This window comes from Candidatus Nitrosotenuis cloacae (assembly GCF_000955905.1).
In the GTDB taxonomy this organism is placed as follows: Archaea; Thermoproteota; Nitrososphaeria; order Nitrososphaerales; family Nitrosopumilaceae; genus Nitrosotenuis; species Nitrosotenuis cloacae.
In genome coordinates, this window is record NZ_CP011097.1 from 326,533 (window position 1) to 351,148 (window position 24,616).

General features: G+C 42.1%; 28 protein-coding genes and 2 tRNA genes. 24 read left to right on the top strand and 6 right to left on the bottom strand.

The genetic code is table 11. The features are described from left to right. The first annotated feature begins 33 nt into the window (after nt 1-33). Nucleotides 34-834: a hypothetical protein gene (locus SU86_RS01715; RefSeq protein WP_048186992.1), complete on the top strand. Its 801-nt coding sequence runs from the start codon at nt 34-36 to the stop codon at nt 832-834. 1 nt (nt 835) lies between these two features. Here the strand turns inward: SU86_RS01715 and SU86_RS01720 are convergent, their stop codons facing one another. Continuing rightward, a complete protein-coding gene (locus tag SU86_RS01720) occupies nt 836-1,342 on the bottom strand; it encodes a PadR family transcriptional regulator (protein ID WP_048186993.1) in 507 nt (168 codons plus the stop codon). 103 nt (nt 1,343-1,445) lie between these two features. Here SU86_RS01720 and SU86_RS01725 point away from each other — a divergent pair, with 103 nt between their 5' ends. The 4 genes from SU86_RS01725 to SU86_RS01740 are packed head-to-tail and all read left to right on the top strand — an operon-like array spanning nt 1,446 to nt 4,711. Continuing rightward, complete coding sequence (locus SU86_RS01725) at nt 1,446-3,158, top strand: succinate dehydrogenase/fumarate reductase flavoprotein subunit (protein ID WP_048186994.1); 1,713 nt, start codon at nt 1,446-1,448, stop codon at nt 3,156-3,158. 1 nt (nt 3,159) lies between these two features. After that, nucleotides 3,160-3,591, top strand: a complete 432-nt coding sequence (locus SU86_RS01730) for a succinate dehydrogenase/fumarate reductase transmembrane subunit (RefSeq protein ID WP_048186995.1) — start codon at nt 3,160-3,162, stop codon at nt 3,589-3,591. A 1-nt stretch (nt 3,592) separates the two neighbouring features. After that, complete coding sequence (locus tag SU86_RS01735; RefSeq protein ID WP_048186996.1) at nt 3,593-3,940, top strand: succinate dehydrogenase/fumarate reductase transmembrane subunit; 348 nt, start codon at nt 3,593-3,595, stop codon at nt 3,938-3,940. After that, the gene (locus tag SU86_RS01740) at nt 3,941-4,711 is read left to right on the top strand and encodes a succinate dehydrogenase/fumarate reductase iron-sulfur subunit (protein WP_052755421.1); all 771 of its coding nucleotides are present in this window, start codon (nt 3,941-3,943) and stop codon (nt 4,709-4,711) included. It begins immediately after the preceding gene. 3 nt (nt 4,712-4,714) lie between these two features. Here the strand turns inward: SU86_RS01740 and SU86_RS01745 are convergent, their stop codons facing one another. Further along, nucleotides 4,715-5,041, bottom strand: a complete 327-nt coding sequence (locus tag SU86_RS01745; RefSeq protein ID WP_048186997.1) for a metal-sulfur cluster assembly factor — start codon at nt 5,039-5,041, stop codon at nt 4,715-4,717. Between the two features lie 50 nt (nt 5,042-5,091). Between SU86_RS01745 and argH the strand changes: the two genes are divergently transcribed. Next, the gene (gene argH, locus SU86_RS01750) at nt 5,092-6,552 is read left to right on the top strand and encodes an argininosuccinate lyase (protein WP_048186998.1); all 1,461 of its coding nucleotides are present in this window, start codon (nt 5,092-5,094) and stop codon (nt 6,550-6,552) included. A 4-nt stretch (nt 6,553-6,556) separates the two neighbouring features. Here argH and SU86_RS01755 read toward each other — a convergent pair. Then, nucleotides 6,557-6,633, bottom strand: a tRNA-Lys gene (locus SU86_RS01755). 97 nt (nt 6,634-6,730) lie between these two features. Here SU86_RS01755 and SU86_RS01760 point away from each other — a divergent pair. After that, nucleotides 6,731-6,805, top strand: a tRNA-Asp gene (locus SU86_RS01760). Nucleotides 6,806-6,872: 67 nt separating this feature from the next. Here SU86_RS01760 and SU86_RS01765 read toward each other — a convergent pair. After that, entirely contained in the window at nt 6,873-7,637 is a 765-nt protein-coding gene (locus tag SU86_RS01765) for a hypothetical protein (protein ID WP_048186999.1), read from the bottom strand. Nucleotides 7,638-7,704: 67 nt separating this feature from the next. Beyond that, the gene (locus SU86_RS01770; RefSeq protein ID WP_048187000.1) at nt 7,705-8,505 is read right to left on the bottom strand and encodes an inositol monophosphatase family protein; all 801 of its coding nucleotides are present in this window, start codon (nt 8,503-8,505) and stop codon (nt 7,705-7,707) included. Nucleotides 8,506-8,582: 77 nt separating this feature from the next. On the opposite strand from SU86_RS01770, the gene SU86_RS01775 reads away from it, so the two are divergent. From SU86_RS01775 to SU86_RS01805, 7 genes are all read left to right on the top strand, one after another. After that, entirely contained in the window at nt 8,583-9,698 is a 1,116-nt protein-coding gene (locus tag SU86_RS01775) for a hypothetical protein (protein WP_048187001.1), read from the top strand. A gap of 10 nt (nt 9,699-9,708) precedes the next feature. After that, the gene (locus SU86_RS01780; protein ID WP_048189042.1) at nt 9,709-10,866 is read left to right on the top strand and encodes an AAA family ATPase; all 1,158 of its coding nucleotides are present in this window, start codon (nt 9,709-9,711) and stop codon (nt 10,864-10,866) included. After that, nucleotides 10,863-11,186, top strand: a complete 324-nt coding sequence (locus tag SU86_RS01785) for a hypothetical protein (protein WP_082096074.1) — start codon at nt 10,863-10,865, stop codon at nt 11,184-11,186. The genes SU86_RS01780 and SU86_RS01785 overlap by 4 nt, the downstream gene beginning before the upstream one ends. A 20-nt stretch (nt 11,187-11,206) precedes the next feature. Beyond that, entirely contained in the window at nt 11,207-11,515 is a 309-nt protein-coding gene (locus tag SU86_RS01790) for a hypothetical protein (RefSeq protein ID WP_052755422.1), read from the top strand. Nucleotides 11,516-11,602: 87 nt separating this feature from the next. Further along, nucleotides 11,603-13,150, top strand: coding sequence for an acyl-CoA carboxylase subunit beta (locus SU86_RS01795; protein ID WP_048189045.1), 1,548 nt, complete (start codon nt 11,603-11,605; stop codon nt 13,148-13,150). A gap of 4 nt (nt 13,151-13,154) precedes the next feature. Continuing rightward, a complete protein-coding gene (locus SU86_RS01800) occupies nt 13,155-14,648 on the top strand; it encodes an acetyl-CoA carboxylase biotin carboxylase subunit (RefSeq protein WP_048187002.1) in 1,494 nt (497 codons plus the stop codon). 2 nt (nt 14,649-14,650) lie between these two features. Beyond that, nucleotides 14,651-15,163, top strand: a complete 513-nt coding sequence (locus SU86_RS01805; RefSeq protein ID WP_048187003.1) for an acyl-CoA carboxylase biotin carboxyl carrier protein subunit — start codon at nt 14,651-14,653, stop codon at nt 15,161-15,163. A gap of 5 nt (nt 15,164-15,168) precedes the next feature. Here the strand turns inward: SU86_RS01805 and SU86_RS01810 are convergent, their stop codons facing one another. Next, nucleotides 15,169-15,630 (bottom strand): redoxin domain-containing protein, encoded by a 462-nt coding sequence (locus SU86_RS01810; protein ID WP_048187004.1) that lies wholly within the window; start codon nt 15,628-15,630, stop codon nt 15,169-15,171. Nucleotides 15,631-15,787: 157 nt separating this feature from the next. On the opposite strand from SU86_RS01810, the gene SU86_RS01815 reads away from it, so the two are divergent. The 10 genes from SU86_RS01815 to SU86_RS01860 are packed head-to-tail and all read left to right on the top strand — an operon-like array spanning nt 15,788 to nt 24,614. Next, nucleotides 15,788-16,120, top strand: a complete 333-nt coding sequence (locus tag SU86_RS01815; protein ID WP_048187005.1) for an NADH-quinone oxidoreductase subunit A — start codon at nt 15,788-15,790, stop codon at nt 16,118-16,120. Nucleotides 16,121-16,163: 43 nt separating this feature from the next. Next, a complete protein-coding gene (locus tag SU86_RS01820; RefSeq protein WP_048187006.1) occupies nt 16,164-16,679 on the top strand; it encodes an NADH-quinone oxidoreductase subunit B in 516 nt (171 codons plus the stop codon). 6 nt (nt 16,680-16,685) lie between these two features. Further along, nucleotides 16,686-17,231 (top strand): NADH-quinone oxidoreductase subunit C, encoded by a 546-nt coding sequence (locus SU86_RS01825; protein ID WP_048187007.1) that lies wholly within the window; start codon nt 16,686-16,688, stop codon nt 17,229-17,231. A gap of 2 nt (nt 17,232-17,233) precedes the next feature. After that, complete coding sequence (locus SU86_RS01830) at nt 17,234-18,370, top strand: NADH-quinone oxidoreductase subunit D (RefSeq protein WP_048187008.1); 1,137 nt, start codon at nt 17,234-17,236, stop codon at nt 18,368-18,370. Between the two features lies 1 nt (nt 18,371). After that, a complete protein-coding gene (gene nuoH, locus SU86_RS01835; RefSeq protein WP_048187010.1) occupies nt 18,372-19,673 on the top strand; it encodes an NADH-quinone oxidoreductase subunit NuoH in 1,302 nt (433 codons plus the stop codon). After that, nucleotides 19,674-20,174, top strand: a complete 501-nt coding sequence (locus SU86_RS01840) for an NADH-quinone oxidoreductase subunit I (RefSeq protein ID WP_048187011.1) — start codon at nt 19,674-19,676, stop codon at nt 20,172-20,174. Beyond that, nucleotides 20,167-20,679, top strand: coding sequence for an NADH-quinone oxidoreductase subunit J family protein (locus SU86_RS01845; RefSeq protein WP_048187013.1), 513 nt, complete (start codon nt 20,167-20,169; stop codon nt 20,677-20,679). Before SU86_RS01840 ends, SU86_RS01845 begins: the two co-directional genes overlap by 8 nt. Further along, a complete protein-coding gene (gene nuoK, locus SU86_RS01850) occupies nt 20,660-20,965 on the top strand; it encodes an NADH-quinone oxidoreductase subunit NuoK (protein ID WP_048187014.1) in 306 nt (101 codons plus the stop codon). The genes SU86_RS01845 and nuoK overlap by 20 nt, the downstream gene beginning before the upstream one ends. Further along, a complete protein-coding gene (locus tag SU86_RS01855) occupies nt 20,965-22,533 on the top strand; it encodes a complex I subunit 4 family protein (RefSeq protein ID WP_048187015.1) in 1,569 nt (522 codons plus the stop codon). The genes nuoK and SU86_RS01855 overlap by 1 nt, the downstream gene beginning before the upstream one ends. Beyond that, nucleotides 22,533-24,614 carry an NADH-quinone oxidoreductase subunit 5 family protein gene (locus tag SU86_RS01860; RefSeq protein ID WP_236687728.1) on the top strand — a complete coding sequence of 694 codons (2,082 nt, stop codon included), beginning with the start codon at nt 22,533-22,535 and terminating at the stop codon, nt 24,612-24,614. Before SU86_RS01855 ends, SU86_RS01860 begins: the two co-directional genes overlap by 1 nt. Nucleotides 24,615-24,616: the final 2 nt, after the last annotated feature.

Consider the following 24,616-nt stretch of genomic DNA (forward strand, 5'->3'; position numbering starts at 1 on the left):
AATTTATTTATCACACACTTCATCATCAAACTGATGATAAAACTTCTCTTAATTGCATCTGTGATGCTGTCCATATCGTTATTCTCGTATAGTTTTGCCGATACTGGATGCAGAAGAGACTGTGAGCCGCCAACACTTGGAGTTCTGTACACCGGACAACGTGTTGTGGAAAACGGCCTTAGCATCAATGAAAAATCTTTCAGTGTTGCAGAGCGAACACAAACCATACCAACAATTAATGTAAAAACAGGACAACCCATTAACGTAAAACTAGTTGTTTATGAAAACAGTGGTGTAACCCAACTTCGAGACGTCTCACTTTCTATAGGAAATTATGAAGATGATAGAAACAAAAACATGCTGGCGACACTGTCTTTCAAGCAACCGTTTACAGCATCATTGGGCCAACCTCTAGTTTCTGGCTCTGATGTATCCCAAGTAACAAGCATTGAAGATACTAGCGGATTATTCCAAGATGTGTTAATTAGCGCATCCGAGATTGATTCGTACAGAACAGAAGTTGATATGTCGTTTAAGGTATTAAGACCACTTGAAGCATCTGATATTATTATCCAAACAATGGACGCAAAAAGAGGAACTGGGTATAACATATTCTATGACGCAATAAAGGTAAATGGAAAAGAAATAATCCAAAAGGTCGAAAAATCAATCAAAATACCTCCGCCACCACTAAAGCAAATTCAGAAAAAAGTATCATTACAAAAAATCGAATGTCGAGAGGGACTGGAAAAAATCACACGCAATAATGGTGCAGTAGCATGTGTGTCCACATATACTGCAGACATGCTAAGAAACATGGGTCTGGCTTCCTAACTTAGTCTATTTTGATCTCTTTTCCCTGTTTGGATTCTTGAGTGTCTAGTTTTTGCAGCTCGCTTTGAAGGAATTTACGGTATTTTTGCATCTCTTCCTTTGTCATTTTGGACACGTTTGATGAAAGCAGGGTTCCCATCATGTTCATTCTCTCAATTAGGTCCATGGCAACAAACCTGCCTACATTTTTGACCCGCATCAAAACATCTAGTTGATTTTTTATTATCTTGTTTACTGCTTCCAGGTCGTCTGATGTTGCCTTGCCTTTCTTTGTGATTTGGTATTTGCCGTCCTTGGTCTCTTCGATTAATCCTTCGTCTAATAGTCTGCCCAATAATGGATAGATTAGGCCAGGTGATGGCTTCCACATTCCATCACTTTGCAAGTCTGCTGCATCGATTATCTCTTTTCCGGTGTGTGGTTTTGTTCCAAGCAATTCCAAAATGTAGTACCTTGAGAATCCACGTGGAATTGCACTGCCTACTCGTTGAAACCATTGGTTTGTCATCACTAGTGATATCGCTAGCGATAAATATAAGAATTATGCGTGATTTTTACCAATTTTCTTTTGAATACATATTTATCCGATTTTTTAAAGTTCAAAGTAGCAGATGGTTGATTCTATCGAATATGATCTGATTATAGTTGGATCTGGTCTTGCTGGACTTCGTGCAGCAATAGAGGCAGCAAAGACAAGTCAAACCCTCAAAATTGGAGTCATCTCTAAAGTTCAGGTCATGCGTTCGCACTCTGTGTCTGCGGAGGGTGGAACAGCTGCAGTACTATTTGAGGAGGATGGCGACAGTATTGAATCACACATTTATGATACTGTAAAGGGAAGCGATTTTTTGGCAGACCAGGATGTTGCAGAGCGACTCTGCAAAGAGATGCCAAAAGAAGTCTACCAGCTTGAACACTGGGGTATGCCATGGTCTCGACGAAAGGATGGAAGAATAGGGCAGAGAAATTTTGGAGGATATAGCTTTCCGCGTGCGACATATGCATCAGATAAAGTTGGCTTCTTTGAAATGCAGACATTATACGACACTTGTCTAAAATCTGATAACATTTCATTTCTGAACGAGTGGTTTGTAACTGCAATCATCCATGACGGCCAACAGTTCATGGGAGTCACTGCCATAGAATTATCAAGCGGTACATTTTACACAATACGCGCAAAGGCACTAATCATTGCAACTGGTGGCGCTGGAAGAATCTACAGCTTTTCGACTTATGCATTATCATCTACTCCTGATGGAATCGATATGGCATATCGTGCAGGCCTTGCACTAAAAGACATGGAGTTTGTTCAATTCCACCCAACCGGAATCTTGCCGTCTGGAATTCTGATTACCGAGGGTGCTAGGGGCGAAGGCGGCTATCTTCTTAATAGCAATAATGAACGATTCATGAAAAACTATGCCCCAAGCAAAATGGAGCTTGCACCACGTGATATTGTATCTCGTGCAATAATGAGTGAGATTCGCGACGGCCGAGGCTTCAAGCATGAGACAGGTGTAGATTGCATGAAGCTAGACCTGCGACACATAGGAGATGCCGTCATTAGGGAAAAGCTAGGCGCCATCCGTGAGATTTCTATCAAGTTTTCAGGAATCGATCCATCACAAGAGCCAATCGACATTCGACCAGTATGTCATTACATGATGGGTGGAATCCACACCAATATCGATGGTGCAACGGAGCTCAAGGGAGTCTGGGCGGCAGGCGAAGCAGCATGTAATTCAGTCCATGGCGCAAATCGACTTGGGGCAAACTCTACATCAGAATGCATCGTCTGGGGAAAAATCACTGGAAAGATTGCTGCAGAATATGCATTAAACTCAAACCACACATCACAATTCCCACATCATCTAGTTACTTTGGAAGAAAAAAGAATCTATGATGGCGTATTTAGGGGACAAGGAGACTACAACCCATATGAGGTAAGACAAGAGCTAACCGATATCATGAATGACAAGGCATATGTCTACAAAACCGAGACTGATCTGGTCGAAGGACTAAAGAGATTGAGGGAAATTCGAGCAAGAACTTGGAAACATGTTGATGACAAGGCAAAAGAATACAACACAAACTTTAGTAACGTAATGGAGCTTGATTCCATGTTCAGAGTTGCCGAAGTTGTACTCCTTGGCGCAATTAATCGACGCGAGTCCCGCGGATCACATTCTAGGATTGATTATCCAAACCGGGACGATGCAAACTTTTTACACCATACGCTTGCTTACTATGATCCAAAGGAGCCAATAATGAAAAAGCATCCAGTAACCATAACCAGATACCAGCCAGTGGAGAGAAAATACTAGAATGAAACGAAACGAAAACAAAGAAGGAATCAAAGGCATGGCAAACCCAGGCCGATACGGAATAGAACGCGTTGCCTATTGGCTAATGAGAATAACCGGTCTTGGCTTGCTTGCATATTTGATTGGACATGTGTATGAAACCAGCAATATCGTTAATGGCAAATCTGCATGGGATAATTTTCTGAGCCTAACTCAAACCACTGAAGGACATGTGGTTCTTACTTTGGTAATTGGCATGTGCGTATTTCATACCGCAAATGGAATCCGTGTAATGCTTGGACATGGGGGATTTGGCGTTGGCAAGCCAGCACGACCTGACTATCCATATGCGCCAGCATCACAAAACAACATGCACAAGCTTTGCATTTATGCCTCCATTGGTCTTGCAGCACTTGCAATGATGTATGGATTGTCAGTATTGTTTGGTGAGTAAAATGCGCGAAAGCACGATAATGAAAATCCACTATGGCACGGCACTGGGTGCTGTGGTGCTTGTCGCAGTACATGTGTTGTTTAGAATAACAATGATGAACTATGAGGATTCTTTGGCATACGAAAATGTACTTGCAAACTACAAGTATATTCCGTATGCAATAATGCTGGAACTAATCTTGGTGTTGCTCTCAGTTCATGGATTCAATGGATTGCGAGTCATACTGCTTGAGCTAAAGCAAGGAAGGTCATACGAAAAAGCAGTCTCATATGGATGCATAGCTGGAATGATCGGTCTTGTCGCATATGGTTCAAGGACTATATTGATGGCAAGCATGGGGATGACGTAGATGAGTGAACTATCACAAACAATAGCAGAAGAAGAGTCATCTACTGAAGTATCATCATCAAAAACAATAACACTTCGTATTGCAAAATTCAATCCGGAACACGATTCATCCCAGCAGTTTGCAGACTTTAAGGTCCCATATGAGAGATGGACAACAGTACTGGATGCAATTTTGGATGTCAAAAAACACCTTGATCATTCTGTGGCCGTGAGATATTCCTGCAGGCAAGCATCGTGCGGTTCATGCGGAATGAAGATCAATGGGCGCCCAAGACTAGCATGCTTTACAAAAATATCAGAGCTAAACTCGGATGTAATTACAGTAGAGCCAATGAACAACTATCCAATTGTTAGGGACCTGGTTGTCAATTTAGAGAGAATGTTTACGACTCATAAAAAAATGCAGCCATATGTAATTCGCGAAGACACTGAAATCACCGCACCAACAAAGGAATTCAAGCAGACTCCAGAAGAGTTGGAAGAATACATCCAGTTTGCAAACTGCATCAAATGTGGTCTTTGCAATTCTGCATGCCCTACAATGGCAACCGACTCGTCATTTTTGGGACCTCAGGCGCTAGGCCAGGCATACCGATATGTCGCAGATAATCGAGACAAGGGCAAGGACTCTAGACTAAAAATTATTGATGAATCCCACGGAATTTGGAGATGTCACTTTGCTGGTTCCTGCAGCCAAGTCTGTCCAAAAGGAGTAGACCCTGCCATGGGAATACAAATGCTAAGGGGATATCTCTTGGGATTTAGAAAATAATATCTAGGCTGCCGACTTTTTTGGGTTTGGGCTGTTATTCACTTGGTTATTGATTGCTTCTGCCATGAAGTGATTTGAGACATTTACTTTGACATCATCTACTCCATCTATCTTTAGTAAATGATCATGGACATCTTGACAAATTTTGAATCCAAACACCGCTGGACAAAACGGACTGGTAAGATGCAAGTCAACTTTAACTGCAGAACCTGTAATGTCTACATTGTCTACTAGTTCTAGATCTGTGATTGATGTGTTTATCTCTGGATCAACTATTCCGGATAACTCGTCAAAGATTTTTCTTCTTAGCTCTTGCAGATCTTGTGACATACCGGCAAATCGTCTATGCTATATATAACCATTATAATCCCTAGTTGAGAATGTATAGGTCTCGACTTGAGAAGAATCTAGACAAGCACACACTCGATTATGTTTCATCAATTTCCGATGATTCTGAAATTGCATTGTATGATATCATTGGAAGTCAGGCGCACTCTATAATGCTATATGAGAATAACATTTTGAGTCGAGCCGAAGTAAAAAAAATTCTCTCTGCACTGGAAAAAATAAAAAAAGAAAACCTATCTGCAAAATCTTCTGCAGAAGACATTCATGAACTAATTGAAACATTGGTAATCAAAAAGACCGGATTGGAGGTAGGAGGCAAAATGCATACAGCTAGGTCAAGAAATGACCAAGTTGCACTGGATTTACGCATGAAAATACGTGATGACATCAATGTTGTCTGTACCTGTATTTTGGATATGGTGGAAACATTGGTTGTACTTGCAGAAAAACATACCGCTACGGCAATGCCGTTGTATACACACTTGCAACAGGCGCAAATTGGAACATTTTCTCACTTTTTGATATCATACTCTGATGCGTTATTGCGGGACTTTGAGCGACTATATGATACGTTTGGGCGAGTGAATCACTCTCCACTTGGAGCAGGACCTGTTGGTGGAACTAGTCTTCCAATAAACAGAAACAGTACTGCAAAAATGCTTGGCTTTTCTGGCATAGTGGAAAATTCTATTGATGCCACAAGCAACAGAGATGTTGTAGCAGAATATGTGGGACACATTGCCATACTAATGACCAATCTTTCCAGAATTGCAGAGGATCTTGTCATTTGGTCCACATCCGAGTTTTCGTTTGTAGAGTTATCCGATCAGTTCTCATCTCCATCAAGTGTGATGCCTCAAAAGAAAAATCCAGACATTTTAGAATTAACTCGTGGCAAGACTGCACGTGTAATAGGAAGTCTAGTTGCTATACTCTCAAACCTTAAAGGCCTCGCTTCTGGATATGGGCGAGACTTGCAAGAAATCAAGCCGTCTGTGTTTTTTAGCTCGCGCACAGCAATATCTGCACTCGTGGTTTTGAACTCTATGTTTGCCACACTCAAGGTAAACAAGCAAAAGATGAATCAAATTGCAGACTCTGGTTATTTGGCCGCGCTAGATATTGCAGAGGCTTTGGTGAAAGAAGGACTACCATTTAGGAGCGCTCACAAAATAGTAGGAAATTTGGTACACACGGCACACGAATCTAAAATATCACTATCTGAGCTTACCACATCCGAGGTAGCAAAATCCGTCTCTAGCAAAGAGTTTGATGCAAAAAAACTAGGCAAAATAATATCATCAATTAATGCCGAATCCTCACTCAAAAACAGGTCTTCTCTTGGTTCTGCTGGAATTTCCGAACAAAAGCGACTAATTACCAAACGCAAATCAAAAATCAAGCAATATCGAAATAACATTACAAGACGAAGTGCACAAATATCTTTGGCAATTGAGCGATTGTCTTCTAATGTACGCACACTTTGCAGGTAATTGATGGCGGGTTCGCGGGGATTCGGACCCCGGACAGCCGGATTAAAAGTCCGGTACTCTACCTGGCTGAGCTACGAACCCTTCGCAAATTCTGAAAATCGTGTATAATTTAGTCTTTGGCTAATGATATTTCTCTGATGCAAACTTTAAAAAAGGAAATTTCTTGATCAAAATTCAAGCCCTTGTAGTATAGCCCGGTCTAGAATTCGGCCCTGTCACGGCTGAGACGCGTGTTCAAATCCCGCCAAGGGCGCTTTTAATTTTTCTATACTGGTATCGGATAAAAAATTCTAAAAATTAAAAAAAATAGAATTTAGATTCTATTGGTATTGTCGAGGTAGTTTTTTTGTTTTCTTGCCCTTTGCGATCTGAGGCTTTTTAGTGGATTTTTCTTTTGATTTCTCAGACTTTTCTTCCTTCTTCTCTTCTACTTTGACTGGAGTCTTTTTCTGAGTCATCTTCTTTTCCATCATTTTTTCTTCCTTGACTTTTTCCATGCTCTTTTCTTCTGCCTTGATTGCATCTAGGAGGATGTTCTTTCTTGCGTTTCTAGCATCATCCCAAGACTCGATTATTAGTGCTGATTTGTCTACTGATTTTGTAATATCAAATGTAAAGTAGACTACAGTTGTGAATGAATCGATTTGAGTTGCATTATACTTGACATTGGATAGTATCTTATCAAAATCCAAAATGTCTAGTTTTTGGGTTCCATCAAAGTCTTGCGTAAGTGCAATTCTTGCTTTTTCAGTTTGGTCTCGCTCTCCTTTGTAATCCGATATGGTAAGAGAAACATATCTGAGTGAGCTTACTCCGCTGTTCTCATAGACTGTCAACTTTACTGTATTTGTTTGGCCTACGGTGAATGTTTGAGTGGGAATTGTCTGGCTGAATTCAGAAACATCAAATGACTGATCATTGATTGTCAGTCCTTTTTCCACTATGACTCTACCATCATCCAGTGTTCCAAATGTTGGTGCTACACAATCGCCATCACATTTAGAGTTCTCAGCAAACGATTCTTGTGCAAGTACTGATGTTACCAAGATTCCTGCAAGAAGAATGGCAAATACTGGTTTGTTCATTGAGTGATCGGAGTCGCAATTAGGCTATTAAACCTAGTTCCAAATTCGCATCAAATCTTGGGGCTATCTACAGTTTTAGCTGTTTTACAGTATCTGAGAGAATCTGCTTGTTTGCAGCTGCAATAAATGATAGTCTTGTCTCATATGATAAATCGGAATCAAGTGGTTTGAGTTTTTGGTCCAGTATAACTCCGCCTGCTTCTTTTGATATTATGTAGCCAGCTGCCATGTCTGTGACTCTGATTTTTTCTCTTAGGTCAATGTAAACATCAATCAATCCCCTGGCAAAGAGTGCTAATTCTAGTGCATTTGCGCCTAAGTGTCTTGAGTGATTAGAATTCTGAAAGATTGGCTGAATTCTTTTAACCAGTTTTGGGGTGGCACCTGAGACATTAATTCCGACTATTTTGTAGACTGGTTTTTGTTTGTGTACTGTGATCTTCTTCTTGTTTAGGTATGCGCCCTTGCCTTTTGTTGCCCAATACATATCGCCATTTGACAGATCTGTTACCACACCATCTGTGATTGAGCTGAGCTTGTTTTTTGGAGCAAATGCCAAAGAGCAACAAAAGAATGGAATTCCCCTCACTGCGTTTGCAGAACCGTCAATGGCGTCCATTATGACAAAACCCTTTGGTTTTCTTGATAACTCCACTCTACCACATTCTTCTCCAAGTACAATGCAGTCAAATTTTATTTTCTTTAGATAATCCAGAACAGTTTTTTCCGCAACAATGTCTATTTTGCGAGAAATATCGCCTCCTTTGCCTATGCCATGATCTTCTGCTGCCGCCTTTGTTCCTGCCAAGTCTTTGACATTCTCATAGACCTGTCTTGATGCCTCTCTTAGAATTTCAATTACTTGCACAGGTGTTCTAAATTTTTTTCGTAATTTAAGTCAAGAAATCTTGAAAGGATAAATAACAAGAGCAAAGCTGTTTTGGTGTGAGCAGCAAGGATCAGTCTGTCATATCAAAAGAAGCACTAATGTCGACAAAATCTGGCAAACAAATCATAAAACAAGGCTTGTTCAAATCAAAAGGCTTCAAGCTATTCCAAAAATACAAAGAGGAAGCCGAATCCGAGTTCCCAAAGTTTGCGCAAAGGTTCACAGATGATCTATTACGTGAGATAAAAAATGACACATCACCGTCTTTTACACAAAAAGCATTTGCACAAGAGATTGGCACAGACGAAATAATCCTACAAGATTCGGAGATTCCCGCAATACGATCAAAACTAGAAAATCCCGATGTTCTAAAAGACCGGGTTCTGCGAATTCTTAATTCTAATTTTGTTAAAATGACATTGCCTGTGTTCTGTGCACTATATGATGCAGCATCTGATTATACAAAAAACAAATCTGCACAGATGCGTCAAGATATGGTTGATGGTCACATAATAGCAATAGATCTTTCAGAACCGATGGATCGTATCGTGGACAAAGACGAAGACTTGGAATATCTGGATGACTATAAGCTCATGAATCCTTACATTTTGAAGCTGGCCCGGGACAAAATTGCCAAGGGCGGCGAAGAAGTATTACAAGAATTTGAAGATGGATTCAAGGATGCGCGACTTGGGCAGTACATCGATACCAAACTAAAGACCACGCCAACTAAAATCACTGAAGAACAAATGAACCAGTGCTACAAAAAATATCGCGCCGTGATGGGAACTGCTGGACGCAACATGGCTTTATCCAAAAACCCATTGGGTGAAATCTTTTACTTGGGAATGGCGCGTGCCGCCGAAGGCGTCGGATGTGGCAATGAAATTGAAGATTCCATTAAAAACAAGTTCATCAAGGTGCCCTCTTGGCCTTTGTATTACTCGCTTTTGACAAACGATGTCAAAAAGGGATTCGAGTACACTATGAAAAAAAGTGAACTATACTTATCAGATGCAAGACTTGCACTGGAACTGCTCCCAAAGGATTTCTCACACACGGAATTTTTAGAATTTTTGTTCCTGACTGTGGAGCACTATAACCAATACTGGTATAATCAACTGGACAAGGTAAATCTATGGTCAGAATTCTCTGCAAAACTTCCAAAGTGATCATACCATGATGTGGTCTGAGAAACATAGGCCAAAACAAATTATTGACATGGTTGGCAACGAAGAGGCCAGAAAGTCATTTGTTGACTGGATAATAAAATGGAAAAAAGGCGCAAAACCGATTCTCCTTGTGGGCCCTCCGGGAATTGGCAAAACAACACTTGCACAACTTGCGGCAAAAGAATTCGGTTATGATGTTATAGGAATGAATGCAAGCGATGTGAGAAACAAATCAAACATAGAGGAATTGCTCTCGCCGCTTCTTGGTAGCACAAGTCTTCTTGGAAGGCCAATGATCTTCATAGATGAGGTGGATGGGATTCATGGCAGATCCGACTTTGGCGGAGTGGAGGCCTTGCTGAAAATTCTCAAAGAGCCAACCGTTCCGATAATTTTGGCAGCAAATTCTGATGATTCTGATAAAATGAAAAACATCAAAAAAACAGCAAAGACAATTTACCTAAAACCAGTACCGCCGCGACTACTTGGGCTGTATCTTGGCAAGGTGCTCAAAGAAGAGGGAGCAAAGCTTTCTCCTGGCACTACAATCAAAGTTATTGTGGAATGTCGTGGTGATATCCGTTCCATGTTGAATATGGCGCAAGCCCAGATGGGCGGATTTGATGTGGATTCAGAAAAATCATTTGAAGCACTTGACATTGAAGCCGGCATAAACGCGTTTTTCAAGGCAAAAACAAGACAAGAGGCACAAAGTGTACTATACTCATTAAGAATAGATCCTAGAGAAAAACTCAACGCATTTTATTCTAGCATTGTTACAAGCAACATCCAAAACAAAGACATGGCAAGACTGCTTGATGTGATATCGGAAGCAGACGTGTTGTATGGCAGAATAATCCGAACGCAAGAATGGAGACTGTTGCGCTATTTGGACAATATTTTGCTCAGGCTATATTCTGAGAATCTGCCAATACAGTATTCCCAGTATAATTTATCGTGGCCATTGCTGAATAAACTAAGATGGGATGGCAAAGTAATCAAATCGCTGGCAGCTAATCTCGCACAAAGATTTCACGTATCACAAAGCACCACTGCGACATATTATTTGCCATACATTCTATTTTGCATGAAAAACAAAAAACTGGAACTGGAGATAAACCCAGAATATTCTGAGGTACTTCAAAAGGAGATCGAGCTGATACATTGAGCTGGCGTAAAATTCCAATGAAATTTCCTGGAACATGCATTGTATGTAACCAAAAAATCGAGATAAATGAAATCGGCCTTTGGGCAAAGGGACTTGGCGTCAAGCATGAAAAATGCGCAAGCCAAGAAGTAAAGGAACTAAAATGCATTGTTTGTGGAGGACCTGCAGGATGTGCAAAATGTGAGTTCTTAGATGATTGTGACAGAAATATGGTCTCTGAGCTGTGCATTTGCAAAAAATGTGGCGACTCTAAGGAATCATTTCTGGATTATCAAAACGCCGTCAAAAAGAATTACTCGTTACTAAATCTTAAAATTTAAGCACAAATTGGAGCTACTCGTTGACTGATAGCACTGATATCGAGACAAAAAAAGAAGAGATTTCATATCAAATCCCACCATACAGGCCGCAACACATACTCAGCCCTGAATTCCAGGGAACCTCAAACTATGAGATGGGGCTAGCTGATCTGCTCAAAGAAAAAGCGCAGACACTGGAGAATCTAAGACAAAACCCCGAATCCACGTCAATACAAATCCAGCAAGCAGAGGAAGACCTAAAGAAACTGGAAACCCTTTATGAAAATTACAACATTGGGATGAATGTCTTTAGGACTGCCAAGGGCGGCAGAGACAAAATACGAGAATAGCACCCAAACGCGATCAGATAATTTTCATAATAATACGATCTAAAATTAATATAGCGTTCGATGTGTTTGGTTGTTGCGGGGTCTGGCATGCATACTGATAAGATTGAAAAATTTCTAGAAAAACAAAAAACAGCACTTGCAAGCGGCGGACAAGACAAAATCCTGGCCCAACATGAAAAAGGAAAGCTAACAGCAAGAGAGAGAATCCATCTATTACTGGATGAGGGAAGCTTTACAGAAATTGATGCACTAGCTACTCATCATTACTATGAATATGACATGCAGAAAAAGAAATTCTTTACCGATGGTGTCATAACTGGCTATGGCACAATCAATAGTCGACAGGTCTTTGTTTTTGCATATGACTTTACAGTTTTGGGCGGCACGCTCTCACAAATGGGCGCAAAGAAAATAACAAAACTCATGGACCATGCAGTGCGCACTGGCTGTCCAATAATTGGAATCGCGGATTCTGGTGGCGCAAGAATTCAAGAAGGGATTTTGAGCCTTGATGGATTTGCAGACATTTTCTATCACAATGAACTAGCATCTGGAGTTGTACCACAAATCACTGCAAGCATAGGGCCATCCGCTGGTGGTGCAGTATATTCTCCAGCAATGACTGACTTTGTAATAATGGTTGAAAAAGCAGGAACCATGTATGTTACAGGACCAGAAGTAGTCAAGACAGTGCTTGGCGAAGAAGTATCTTTTGAGGATCTTGGCGGTGCAATGACACACGGCACAAAATCTGGTGTGGCGCACTTTGTTGCAAAAAATGAATATGACTGCTTTGATAAAATCAAGACCTTACTCTCATACATTCCGTCAAACAACACAGAAGAAGCCCCATATGTGCAGACTGATGATGATCCAAACCGAGTTGATCATAATCTCATAAACAAGATTCCAGAAAACTCGTTGCAGCCATATGATATGAAGGAGGTGCTGCTATCGGTTGTGGATAATCACCAATTATTTGAGGTGCATGAATTGTTTGCACAAAACGTAATTGTTGGATTTGCAAGAATGAATGGAAGAACCGTTGGAATAGTTGCAAACCAGCCAATGTATCTGGCAGGGGCACTAGACATTGACTCTTCAAACAAGGCGTCACGCTTTATTCGATACTGTGATGCATTCAACATACCGATCGTTACATTTGTGGACACGCCAGGCTACATGCCGGGAACTAATCAGGAACACAATGGAATAATTCGACACGGCAGCAAACTTTTGTACGCATATTGCGAGGCAACTGTTCCAAAGATTACACTGGTTATCGGCAAAGCATATGGTGGTGCATACATTGCAATGGGAAGCAAAAACCTCAGAACCGACATTAACTATGCATGGCCAACCGCACAAATCGCAGTTCTTGGCTCAGAAGCCGCAGTAAAAATCATGAACAAAAAGGATCTTGATTCTGCCAAAAACCCAGACGAGCTCAAAAAGCAACTAACTGCAGAGTTTAATGAAAAATTTGCAAATCCATATGTTGCTGCATCAAATGGTTCGGTTGACACAGTAATAGATCCTGCTCAGACAAGACCTATGTTGATTAAAGCGTTAGAGATGCTTGCAAACAAGCGAGACAAACAACTTCCGAGAAAACACGGAAACATAAACCTGTGATATTATGATAAAAAAAGTTCTAATCGCAAACAGAGGAGAAATTGCTTTACGAGTAATTCGAACATGCAAGGCACTCGGACTCAAAACAGTTGCGGTATATTCTGATGAGGACTATAACTCACTCCATGTCAAGCAAGCAACCGAGGCATATCATATTGGCAAAGCAGCTCCACGAGAGAGCTATCTGAATCAGGAAAAAATTCTAGATGCAATACTAAAGTCCGGAGCAGATGCTATACATCCTGGATATGGATTCCTATCAGAGAACTCTGACTTTGCACAACTATGTGAGGACAACAAGATCAATTTCATTGGCCCATCAGCCGCATCAATGGATCTTTGCGGTGACAAAATGAGATGCAAGGCAGCAATGCTCAAAGCCAAAGTTCCAACAGTTCCTGGCAGTCCTGATCTTGTAAAAGATGTTGAGGAAGCACTAGATGTTGCAAATGAGATCGGCTATCCAGTCTTACTAAAGTCAGTTTATGGTGGTGGTGGACGAGGAATTCGCCTAGTAACCAGCGACAAAGAACTGCGTGAAGCATATGAGACTGTAACTGGCGAATCTATTGCAGCATTTGGCAAATCCGCCATATTAGTTGAGAAATTCCTAGAAAAAATCCGACACATCGAATACCAGATGGCACGAGACAAGCACGGAAATGCAGTGCACATCTTTGAAAGAGAGTGCTCCATTCAAAGACGAAACCAAAAGCTAATCGAGCAGACCCCATCCCCAGCAGTTGATCAGAAAACTCGAGACAGAGTAGGAGAATTGGTAGTAAAGGCAGCAGAAGCAGTAGACTATACCAATCTCGGTACTGCGGAATTTTTGCGAGCAGACAATGGTGATTTTTATTTTATAGAAATTAACGCAAGACTCCAAGTAGAGCACCCAATCACGGAACTTGTCTCTGGCTTGGACCTAGTAAAACTACAGCTGGACATTGCAAACGGCGAGCCACTACCATTCAAACAAAAAGACTTGCACATGAACGGCTATGCAATAGAATGCAGAATCAACGCAGAAGACACATTTTTGGACTTTGCACCATCGACAGGCCCAGTTCCGGATGTTACAATACCGTCTGGTCCTGGAGTTCGATGCGACACGTACCTGTATCCTGGATGCACAGTATCACCATTCTATGACTCTTTGATGGCAAAACTCGTCACATGGGGCCAAACATTTGAGGAATCTCGAGTGCGAATGCTAAATGCACTAAATGACTTTTACATTCAAGGTGTAGAAACATCCATTCCTCTATACAAGACAATTCTCAAAGCAGAGGAATACAAGAAAGGAAATCTCTCAACTGACTTTTTGAAGCGATACGGAATAATTGACAGACTAACTGAAGACATCAAATCAGACCAAAAACAAAAGCAGGATGCTGCAATTGCAGGCGCAATCATGCATTCTGAATTCTTTAGAAGCAAAGTCAAATCATCACATGCTCCAAGCCACCGCTGGAAGAGCCACATGGATAGGAGATAATCATGGAATACAAAATAGCCGACATTGAGGCAGCATTCAACGGACACATAATACAAAAGACAGGCGATGCGGATTATACCATCAAAATTAATGACAATCAGCACACACTAAAAATCCTAAACATAAGTACAAGGGGAATCGAGTTTGTCTTGGATTCGCAGTTCCACTCTGTAAAATATCTGGATGCGGGAACTGCACAAATGAAGATAGTGGTGGACGGCACTCCATTTACCGTAAGTATGCACCACTCACTCAATGATATCGTCTACAAGAACTCTGGTGGAGGCGACTCTGGTGACGCACAGACTGCACTTCACAGCCAAATCCCAGGTAAGGTAGTATCAATTAATGTCAATGAGGGTGACAGTGTCAAAAAGGGCGATGTTGTGTGCGTATTGGAATCAATGAAGATGCAAGTATCAATAAAATCACACAAGGACGGAATTGTGAAGAAAATCAAGGTCAAGGCAACCGGCTCTGTTGCAAAAAATGATGTTTTGGCAGAAATAGAATAAAAAATCTACTTTAGGGAATCAATTATCTCTTGATAATTTGGCTCAACCAGAGGACTCTCAGATACCCACTTGTATGTAACCGAACCACTCTCGTCCACAACAAAGATGGAGCGCTTTGCAGCATCATATCCCTTGACATGCAACAAATCTGGCATCAAAATGTCATAGTCGCGAATTGTCTTTGATTTGTAGTCTCCAAGTATTGGATAGTTGAAATGGAATTTTTCTGCAAACGCCTTGTTTGCAAATGGGCCATCATTTGATATTCCAATTACTTGTGCGCCAAGTGCAGAGATCTCACCCCATCTGTCCCTAAACGTGCACATTTCTGTTGTACATACGGGTGAGCTTGCGGCAACAAAAAATGACAGAACCACTTTTTTGCCTTTGAACTCGGAGAGCTTTCTCATTTTCAGATCGGTATCTACTAGCTCAAACTCTGGAGCCTTGTCTCCAACATTTACCATACATCAAAATTTGATTATGCGGTATATCAATGATGTCGAAATAAATTTGTGATCGCAAATTTTTGTTCAATTTTTTGCATAGCTTTTTATATAAACAAACGGGTGTCAAGCTGATTTGGTTGGGGAATATGCGGCTAGCTATAGTCATGTTCTTCTGATGTTTGGCTTTGCCATAATGGCTGTAGGTCCGGCACTTTTGATATCGCGCATGATCTCACCTAGGAAACTAAGCAATCCTGTCAAGTTCCTGCCAATGGAAGCAGGCCAAGTCCCCAAGGGCGAAGGAAGAACCCACTTTATGATGCAGTATTATGCGTATGTTCTGATGTTTGTAGTGTTTGATGTGATGGCAATCTTTTTGTATGCATGGGGAAGCTCGCTTTTGAATCTGCCAAAGACTGCTACTTTACCAATAATTGCGTTTTTGGGGATAATGTTTGCAGCAATGGCTTTTGCACTATATCAATCAAAGAGGCGAAACATATGGTAAGTCTTAATATCACTTGTAGAAAAAAATCCAGTGAGGGATTGAATTGCTAAAGGATCTACTAACGCCGCAAAATGCCAACGTGTTTATTGGCAAGCTAGGCGACGTGTTAGTAAAGGCAGTTGACCAACCATTAGGATATGCAATAAACTGGAGTAGACTTTGGTCTTTGTGGCCAGTACACATTGAAACCGCATGCTGTAGTGTGGAGTTTGGTGCGGCATCAAGTCCAAGATATGACGTAGAAAGATTTGGAATCATTGAGGCATTTGGCTCACTACGACAATGTGATCTTGTAGTGGTGCAGGGAACAATCACAAGAAAGATGGCGCCAAGACTCAGATTGGTATATGATCAGATGCCAGAACCAAAATATGTCATTGCCATGGGTGCATGTGCAATTACTGGTGGATTATACTTTGATTCGTACAATGTTCTGCCTGGAATCGACGGAATACTACCAGTAGATGTCTATGTGCCAGGATGTCCACCAAGACCTGAAACGCTTATCCAAGGATGCATGTTGCTACAAGAAAAAATCAAGAGGCTAAAGGCCAGGTAAGAATCAATGAGCACAGAAGAAACAAAACCAGTAGCAAAACCCGAGCCAGTAAAGGAGCTCCCTAAATTTGAAAAATCAATCGCTGACAAGCTTACGGAGAAATTTGGCACAAAAGCAGCAGTAGAATTTGTAAAACCACTAAGAATTCGAGTCAAGGTAGCAAAAGAAGACGTAGTAGAGGTGGCAAAATTCCTCCGAGACGAGATGCATTTTGATCACGCAGAGTCCGTAACGGGCGTTGACTATCCGGATGCAAAGGAAATCGAGGTCGTTTATCACTTGGGTTCTTACACTGATTCCGAGCTTGCAAACCAAGTCTTGGCTCTGGCAACTAGAGCACCGCGAGAGGAAAACCCAAACCCCGGCTCTGATAACACTAGATTACCTAGCCTTCGAGATGTTTTTTACAGCGTAGAGTTTCATGAGCGAGAATGCTTTGAGATGCTTGGCGTTTACTTTACAGGTCATCCTGATAATCGCAGACTGTTACTCCCAGAAGACTGGGCGGACTTGCCACCAATGCGCAAAGACTTCCACATAAAGGGACGATAGCAATGAGCACGACTCCACTACCGCCAGGCCTGCAAATAGAAAAAGTAGACGAGCGAATTATGACGCTCAATGTAGGTCCACAACACCCAGGGTCTGGCCACATGAGAATTATTGTTCAAATTGACGGTGACTATATCGTAAATGCAGATCCAGATCCGGGTTATGTGCATAGAGGAGAGGAAAAGATGGCAGAATACCGCAACTATATCCAAAATATTCCTCACCTTGAAAGGCCAGTAATTCATGATTCGTGTAATGTGTTGTATCCGTACTGCCTTGGAGTTGAGGAACTGCTTGGCATCGAGGTGCCAGAGCGTGCAAAATACATCCGAGTGATTGCGTCTGAGCTGAACCGATGCGTCTACACGCAATATTGGCTTGCAATTTATGGGATCTTTTTGGGCCACTCTACAATGTTCATGTGGCCTGCAGGTGATAGAGAACTATTAATCGACATGCTGGAAAAAATGACTGGCGCCCGTGTAACTCATGCTTATTTTGTTCCGGGTGGAATTCGAAACGACGTTCCAGCAAACTTTGAGGACATGTTGCTCAAGCGAGTCAACTATTTTGAAAAACGCATCAAAGAATATGCTGCAATATTTTATGATAATCCAATTCTGATTTCAAGAACCAGGGACGCTGGAGTGCTTTCACGAGCGGATGCAATTAGGTTGGGGGTTACAGGTTCCACACTGCGAGCAAGCGGCGTTGACTATGATTTGCGAGTCAAAGAACCATACGATGTGTATGAAGAACTAGATGTCAAAGTAAACACACTAAAAGAAGGCGATGCATACGCACGCTCCAAGATTCCATGGCTTGACATGCTGGAATCATGCAATATCATTAGACAGGCTTTGCAGAAAATGCCCAAGTCTGGTTCCGTTCGAGTAAAGCTAAAGCCAAATCCAAAGGGCGGAAACGACGAAGTCTACAAGAGAGTAGAATCAGGCCGTGGCTCACTTGGATGCTATATTGTATCAAAGAGCAAGCCTGAACCATATCGAGTAAAGATGAGTGTTGGCTCGTTTAGAAATCTCATAGGATTGCCATATCTACTCAAAGGCGAAAAGCTTGGAAACATGCCGGCAGTATATTGGAGCCTTAACTATTGGCCAGTGGAGGCTGACAGGTAAAATGTCTACAATTGCACCAAAATTCCGACTGAGTTATTTTCTAAAGTCACTTACCGATAATGCATTCTGGGCAGTCACATTACTGACTCTGATTGGCTTGCCATTTGTTATGACGTTATTGTTCTATTTGGAATTGCCAGTGATTGGAGGTAGATTGCTTGATCCGTATCTGGCACTCACTACTTTGGCTGATCCATCAAGACAAATACCACTGATAAAATCTCTGATGCAAACAGAGTTTTTCAAAATTGCGGCATTTCCTGGATTTGGATTTGCGGCATTGCTTGCAGCCGGAACAATTTTTGTCGAAAGAAAGATGCTTGCAAAACTACAACTTCGTGTAGGACCGTTTTACTGCGGAAAAATCGAAGGAATTTTACAATTAATGAGTGATGGAATCAAACTATTATCAAAGGAAATCATCATCCCAGCAAAGGCAGACAAGCCAATATTCTGGGCAGCACCTGTCTTGTTTGTTGCAACGGCAGCTGCATTTGTATCACTAATTCCGGCTGCTCGTGGAGGATGGGTAGTAGCAGATGCCGACGTTGGATTACTTGCAGTATTTGCAATAATTGGATTCTTCCCAGTCATCACAGTATTGTCTGCATGGTCTGCAAACAGCAAATTCCCATTCATTGGCGGAATTCGTGCGCTGCACCAGATGGTCTCATTTGAAATTCCACTGATCTTGTCTGTGCTTGGAGTTGTGATATTGACAGGAACGCTAAACCTGACTGAAATTGTCGAATCTCAGTACTCGTACTGGTGGATTGTCTTTCTACCAATAGGTGCAATTGTATTTTTCATAGCAATGCTAGCAGAACTTGAAAGAATTCCGTTTGATCTGCCAGAGGCAGAAAGTGAAATTGTCGCAGGCTGGCTAACCGAGTTCTCTGGCATGATGTATGGTTTGGTTCAGCTAGGATCCTATCTGAAATTATACGCGTTTGCAGGACTCTTTACGGTATTGTTCCTTGGAGGCTGGAGCGGACCAAACATTTGGCCACCATTCCCAGCGGAGATAATCGAAAAAGGAATAGTGATGGGACCAATCACGGTTCATCTTCCAGGACTTCCATTGTTGGATCAGCAAATGCTAAACGATGTGTTATGGTTTGTAATCAAGGTCGCCGGAGTGATCTTTTTCATTCTATTACCTAGAGGTGTGTTCCCAAGAATCAGAATTGATCTGCTCTTGCACATTGGTTGGTACAAACTGATCGGTCTTGCATTCGTTAACATCTTTATAGCACTCACCTTGGTGTACGCTGGGGTATTAGGTCCGGGAGGGATTTTGTAGATGGGAACCGCAACAGGAATTATCAAGGCATTAAACTCTGGAATAAAACATCTTGCAGTAAAACGATTCACACTACGATACCCAGAACAAAAGCTAAAACTTGTAGGTGATGGATATCAGTATGATCCAAACACCGGCGTTGGAATTGCGGGCTACAAGGGCCGACACATGCTGTTCCATGATCACTGCACAGGATGTCAGCTCTGCGCTATTGCATGTGAGGGAGTGGCAGAGGCAATTGCAATGGTCAAAGTGCCAGAAGAATGGAAGCACAACAAAAAGGCAATCATGCCACAAATTGACTACGGCAAGTGTGTCTTTTGTGGTTTGTGCGTTGACGCATGTCCATTTTATGCACTATACATGACAAATGACTATGAGCTATCATCATTTACAAAAGAAGGTCTAATTTACACACCAGCCCAACTACAGGTAAAGCCAAACATAGCACAAGACGTTGAGCTGAAATTTGACAACCCAAGAGGTGCCACACATGGCTGATGCAGTGTTTTTGGCACTAGCAGTTATGACAATTGGCTCTGCCATTGCAGCACTCGAAGTGAGATCCTTGATCTATGGCTCTATTGCATTGATGGGAACGCTAGGTGGTATTGCTGGATTTTTCTTACTATTGGATTCGCCATTTGTTGCCATGTTCCAAATTGCAGTGTACATTGGCTCAATTGCAGTACTGATTCTGTTTACTGTAATGCTTGTTAGAAGACAGTTGATCTTTATCAAAATCGAGGATCCACGAAGACGTTATGCTGGAATTGGATTGATGCTTGTAATGATGATGGCACTTGGCGCAGTAATACTGAGCTCTGGCATCAAAACAATTCAGACTGATGAGCCACCAGTGGACTTTAGAATGATTGGTGCTGACTTTTTGACGTATTATTGGCCTGCACTAATTCTAATGGGATTCATCTTGGCAGCATCCGTAATAGGTGCACTGACTTTGGCAAGAAGGGAGGATATAACAAATGACCAACACAATGCTTGATTTTCTAATTGTATCAATTGCACTGCTTGCAATTGGTATCTATGGCGTGTCTGTCAAGCGAAACGCAATTCGTATGCTCTTTGCAATAGAGATGATAGTCAATGCAGCAAACCTCAACTTGGTGGCATTTGGAAGATTCCTACCCACAAGCCACGGCCAGACATTTGCACTATTCTCAATAGCAATTGCGGCAGCCGAGGTTGCAGTGGGATTGGCACTAATCATCGTAGCATACCGAATGTACAAGAATGTGGATATTGCAGAATTTAGGAGCTTGAAGGGCTAATGGAATACGCACTACTTCAGGCAGTCTTCCTGCCCTTGTTACTATCTCCAGTGGCATACCTCCTTGGGCGCAAGATGGGTCCAACCGTGGCAACCTGGTTTACATTTGGATTGTTGCTATACTGCACATTCCTAGTAATTGATGTCGCATTATCAGGTAGCTATTCCGAGCATTATGTGTGGACCAAGCTGTTTGGCGAATTCGGCTTTAAACTAGATGGATTGGCAATTCCATTTGCAGTAATCATCTATGTCTTGAGCACGGTTCTTGCACTCTACTCCAAACCATACATGATACACAAGTTCCATGAATTATACGAAGAACACGTACACCACTCCAATTCTGGCTCTGGCCAGACAACTGCGATGGTCGAATCCTCCGGAATGGCCAGCTATGTCAACAAACAGTCCGGTCTATACTTTGCGTTGTACTTGGTGTTTGCAATGGGTATGCTTGGAACTGTTCTTGCGACCAATCTCATTGAATTTTATGTCTTCTTTGAAGTGATGTTGATTCCGGGTTTCTTTTTGGTTGCATTCTGGGGTGATGGTCCAAGACGAAGAATCTCGCTGATGTTCTTGTTCTGGACCCATGTCGGTGCAGTTGTTTTACTGTTAGGATTTTTGACAATTGGCTTGTCTGTTGGCAGCTTTGACTTTGCAGCCATATCTGAGGCAAAAATTCCGCAAGACGTTCTGATGCTTTCAGCAATTGCCATAGTACTAGGCCTTGCAGTAAAGCTTGCAGCATTTATCTTCCATATTTGGCTGCCTTATGTCCACGGTGCAGCACCAACACCAATCAGTGCTCTGTTGTCTCCTGCAATGATCGGAATTGGAGCATATGGTCTTTTCAGATTAATCATTGAATTTTTGCCAAACACATACGCCGAGATGTCAATTTATCTGCACATCTGGGGCCTTGTTACCATGATTTATGGTGGTGCAATGGCGCTAATGCAGGACGATGTAAAGCGATTACTGGCATATTCCAGTGTCAGCCAGATGGGCTACATTCTATTTGGTATTGGTTCGTATTCCACGCTTGGCTTTGCAGGCGCCGAGTTCATGTATGTGACTCACGGTTTGGGCAAGGCACTCCTCTTCATGACTGCCGGAATCCTGATCGTACAATGTGGCACAAGAAGCATGACAAAACTTGGCGGCCTTGCAGGCAAGATGCCAATCACTGCAGTATGCGGTGTAATAGGTGCACTAACCATTGCCGGTGTTCCACCAACAAGTGGATTCATGGGTGAGTGGACTTTGTTTGCAGGCGCACTAGATACAGCAGTTAAGGAGAATGCTGCAGATGGAGCAATACTTCGATACATCACATTTGGTCTAGGCCTTGTTGCAACCGTAATTACAATGTCTTACATGCTTTGGATGCTAAAACGGGTCTTCTTTGGAAAACTGCCAGAACATCTATCACATGTCAAAGAGGCAAGCTGGTACATGACTGCCCCAATGATGGTCTTGGCAGGCTTTACAATTGTTGTAGGGTTATACCCTGATCTGTTCTTCAAGGACATCATTCCATACATGAAAGGAGTGCTTGGTGCATAATGGTCGAGGCCAACCTGATGGGATTTGCATTTGACTTTGCACCAACAAGTGCTTGGTTGGTATGGATTTTGCCATTTGTTGCAGCGCTGATCATTCCAGCAGTAGGAAAGGCATCAAAGAGAGCAACCGGCAGTGTGGCAGTCGCATTTGCACTAATGAGTGCACTCTCTGCAGCTACTCTACTTCCAGGAGCACTAGAATCGCACGAAGTCCATGACCAAGTAAACTGGATCAGCACAATTGGAATCAAGGCCGGAGTTTTAGCTGATCCACTAGCGGTAATAATGGCAAATGTGGTTGGCTGGATTTCGTTTTTGATTATGGTGTATAGTACCGGCTACATGAAGGGCGACAAGGACATTGTAAGATTCTGGTTCTGGATGATGTTCTTTATTGGTTCAATGCAGATCATTGTTCTATCTGATAATTTGCTGATGATGTTCTTTGGATGGGAAGGCGTAGGCCTTGCATCATATGCTCTAATATCATTCTGGTATAGGGACAAACACAAGGATCACGTAGGTGTTCAGGGAAGAACAGTGCTTGGATTGCAAGAATATTATGCACCAACACATGCCGGCATGAAGGCATTCATCATGACCAAGGTAGGAGATATCATGATGCTTGCAGGAATGTTTTTGATCTTTGCGTTTGCTGGCACATTTGGATTCAGAGAACTAATGCATGATACTGCCTGGGCCACATCAATGCAGGCACAAGGCTTGCTCGTGCCAGCCGCTGTTTTACTATTTGGCGGTGCAATAGGAAAATCTGCACAATTCCCACTAAACGAATGGTTACTGGAAGCAATGACTGGCCCAACTGCAGTTTCTGCTCTTATTCACGCGGCAACAATGGTAAAGGCTGGAGTGTTCTTGGTTGCAAGAATCGGCCCGCTCTTCTTTGCGCTAGCAGCTGCCGGCTTTGCAATGGATCAGTTCTTTGAGATAATTGCATGGGTTGGAGGAATTACTGCGTTACTCTTGGCAACGCAGGGAATGGTAAACTCGGAAATCAAAAAAGTCTTGGCATATTCTACCGGTTCTCAAATTGGTTACATGATGATGGCAATGGGAATTGCAGGACTCTCACATCAGTATGTTGATGGTTATACTGCAGGATTTTTCCACTTGATATCTCATGCAATGTTCAAGGCATCACTCTTCATGGCTGCAGGCTCACTACTACATGTGGTGGGCTCTAGGTTCATGACTGACATGGGTGGTCTTCGAAAACACATGAAAAAGACATATGCATTCATGTGGGCCGCAGGCCTTGGCCTGATGGGTGCACCATTCATCACGACTGGATTTTGGAGCAAGGACGCAATCTTTGCTGCCGTGTACGAGTCTGGCAACACTTGGGCAATGCCACTATTTGCAATTGCAGTAGTTACTGCAGTGATTACATCTTTCTATACGACACGTATGATTGGAATGGTCTTCTTTGGAGACAAATCAAAACACATCGAGCACATGGAAAAGGAAGGACATCACATCCACGAGGCGAGCATGTCAATGTGGATTCCATACGGAATTTTGGCAGTTTTGACCATTGGAATTGGTGTGATTGGCCTTACCGCAGAACATGGCATACATGAATTATTCACGGAATATCTGGGCAACACATTCCACATCGAGGCAGAACATGGCGCAGAAGAAGACAACGGATTGCCATCATTTCTGGCAGGAATAAACCCAATAGCACTGATGGCGTCATTGGCCGCATTTAGCATTGGAATCATACTTGGCTATGTCTTCTATATTGGAAGATTCGTAGACCCAGTCAAATTTGTAAATTCAAACATTTTCTTTTATGCAATTCACAAAGTGATGCTAAACAGATGGTATCTCAACGCAATGGTGTACTGGTGCTTTGTAGTGGCACCATTATGGCTTGCAAGAGGAATCTGGAGATACTTTGAGAGATTCGCAATTGATCTTGGCATGAATGTTGGAATTGAAAAGTCGGTTGGCTGGGGTGCAAAGGTAGTTCAGAGAGCACAGACTGGCGTTGCACAATCTTATCTTTACGTATTTGGAGCAGGAATACTATTCATAGTATTATTCCTGTTCATATAGGG

Coding starts and splice junctions, on each gene's coding strand:
- SU86_RS01715 (WP_048186992.1), top strand. CDS start 34: ATGATAAAACTTCTCTTAATTGCATCTGTGATGCTGTCCATATCGTTA.
- SU86_RS01720 (WP_048186993.1), bottom strand. CDS start 1,342: ATGACAAACCAATGGTTTCAACGAGTAGGCAGTGCAATTCCACGTGGA.
- SU86_RS01725 (WP_048186994.1), top strand. CDS start 1,446: ATGGTTGATTCTATCGAATATGATCTGATTATAGTTGGATCTGGTCTT.
- SU86_RS01730 (WP_048186995.1), top strand. CDS start 3,160: ATGAAACGAAACGAAAACAAAGAAGGAATCAAAGGCATGGCAAACCCA.
- SU86_RS01735 (WP_048186996.1), top strand. CDS start 3,593: ATGCGCGAAAGCACGATAATGAAAATCCACTATGGCACGGCACTGGGT.
- SU86_RS01740 (WP_052755421.1), top strand. CDS start 3,941: ATGAGTGAACTATCACAAACAATAGCAGAAGAAGAGTCATCTACTGAA.
- SU86_RS01745 (WP_048186997.1), bottom strand. CDS start 5,041: ATGTCACAAGATCTGCAAGAGCTAAGAAGAAAAATCTTTGACGAGTTA.
- argH (WP_048186998.1), top strand. CDS start 5,092: ATGTATAGGTCTCGACTTGAGAAGAATCTAGACAAGCACACACTCGAT.
- SU86_RS01765 (WP_048186999.1), bottom strand. CDS start 7,637: ATGAACAAACCAGTATTTGCCATTCTTCTTGCAGGAATCTTGGTAACA.
- SU86_RS01780 (WP_048189042.1), top strand. CDS start 9,709: ATGTGGTCTGAGAAACATAGGCCAAAACAAATTATTGACATGGTTGGC.
- SU86_RS01795 (WP_048189045.1), top strand. CDS start 11,603: ATGCATACTGATAAGATTGAAAAATTTCTAGAAAAACAAAAAACAGCA.
- SU86_RS01800 (WP_048187002.1), top strand. CDS start 13,155: ATGATAAAAAAAGTTCTAATCGCAAACAGAGGAGAAATTGCTTTACGA.
- SU86_RS01805 (WP_048187003.1), top strand. CDS start 14,651: ATGGAATACAAAATAGCCGACATTGAGGCAGCATTCAACGGACACATA.
- SU86_RS01810 (WP_048187004.1), bottom strand. CDS start 15,630: ATGGTAAATGTTGGAGACAAGGCTCCAGAGTTTGAGCTAGTAGATACC.
- SU86_RS01815 (WP_048187005.1), top strand. CDS start 15,788: ATGTTTGGCTTTGCCATAATGGCTGTAGGTCCGGCACTTTTGATATCG.
- SU86_RS01825 (WP_048187007.1), top strand. CDS start 16,686: ATGAGCACAGAAGAAACAAAACCAGTAGCAAAACCCGAGCCAGTAAAG.
- SU86_RS01830 (WP_048187008.1), top strand. CDS start 17,234: ATGAGCACGACTCCACTACCGCCAGGCCTGCAAATAGAAAAAGTAGAC.
- nuoH (WP_048187010.1), top strand. CDS start 18,372: ATGTCTACAATTGCACCAAAATTCCGACTGAGTTATTTTCTAAAGTCA.
- SU86_RS01840 (WP_048187011.1), top strand. CDS start 19,674: ATGGGAACCGCAACAGGAATTATCAAGGCATTAAACTCTGGAATAAAA.
- SU86_RS01845 (WP_048187013.1), top strand. CDS start 20,167: ATGGCTGATGCAGTGTTTTTGGCACTAGCAGTTATGACAATTGGCTCT.
- nuoK (WP_048187014.1), top strand. CDS start 20,660: ATGACCAACACAATGCTTGATTTTCTAATTGTATCAATTGCACTGCTT.
- SU86_RS01855 (WP_048187015.1), top strand. CDS start 20,965: ATGGAATACGCACTACTTCAGGCAGTCTTCCTGCCCTTGTTACTATCT.
- SU86_RS01860 (WP_236687728.1), top strand. CDS start 22,533: ATGGTCGAGGCCAACCTGATGGGATTTGCATTTGACTTTGCACCAACA.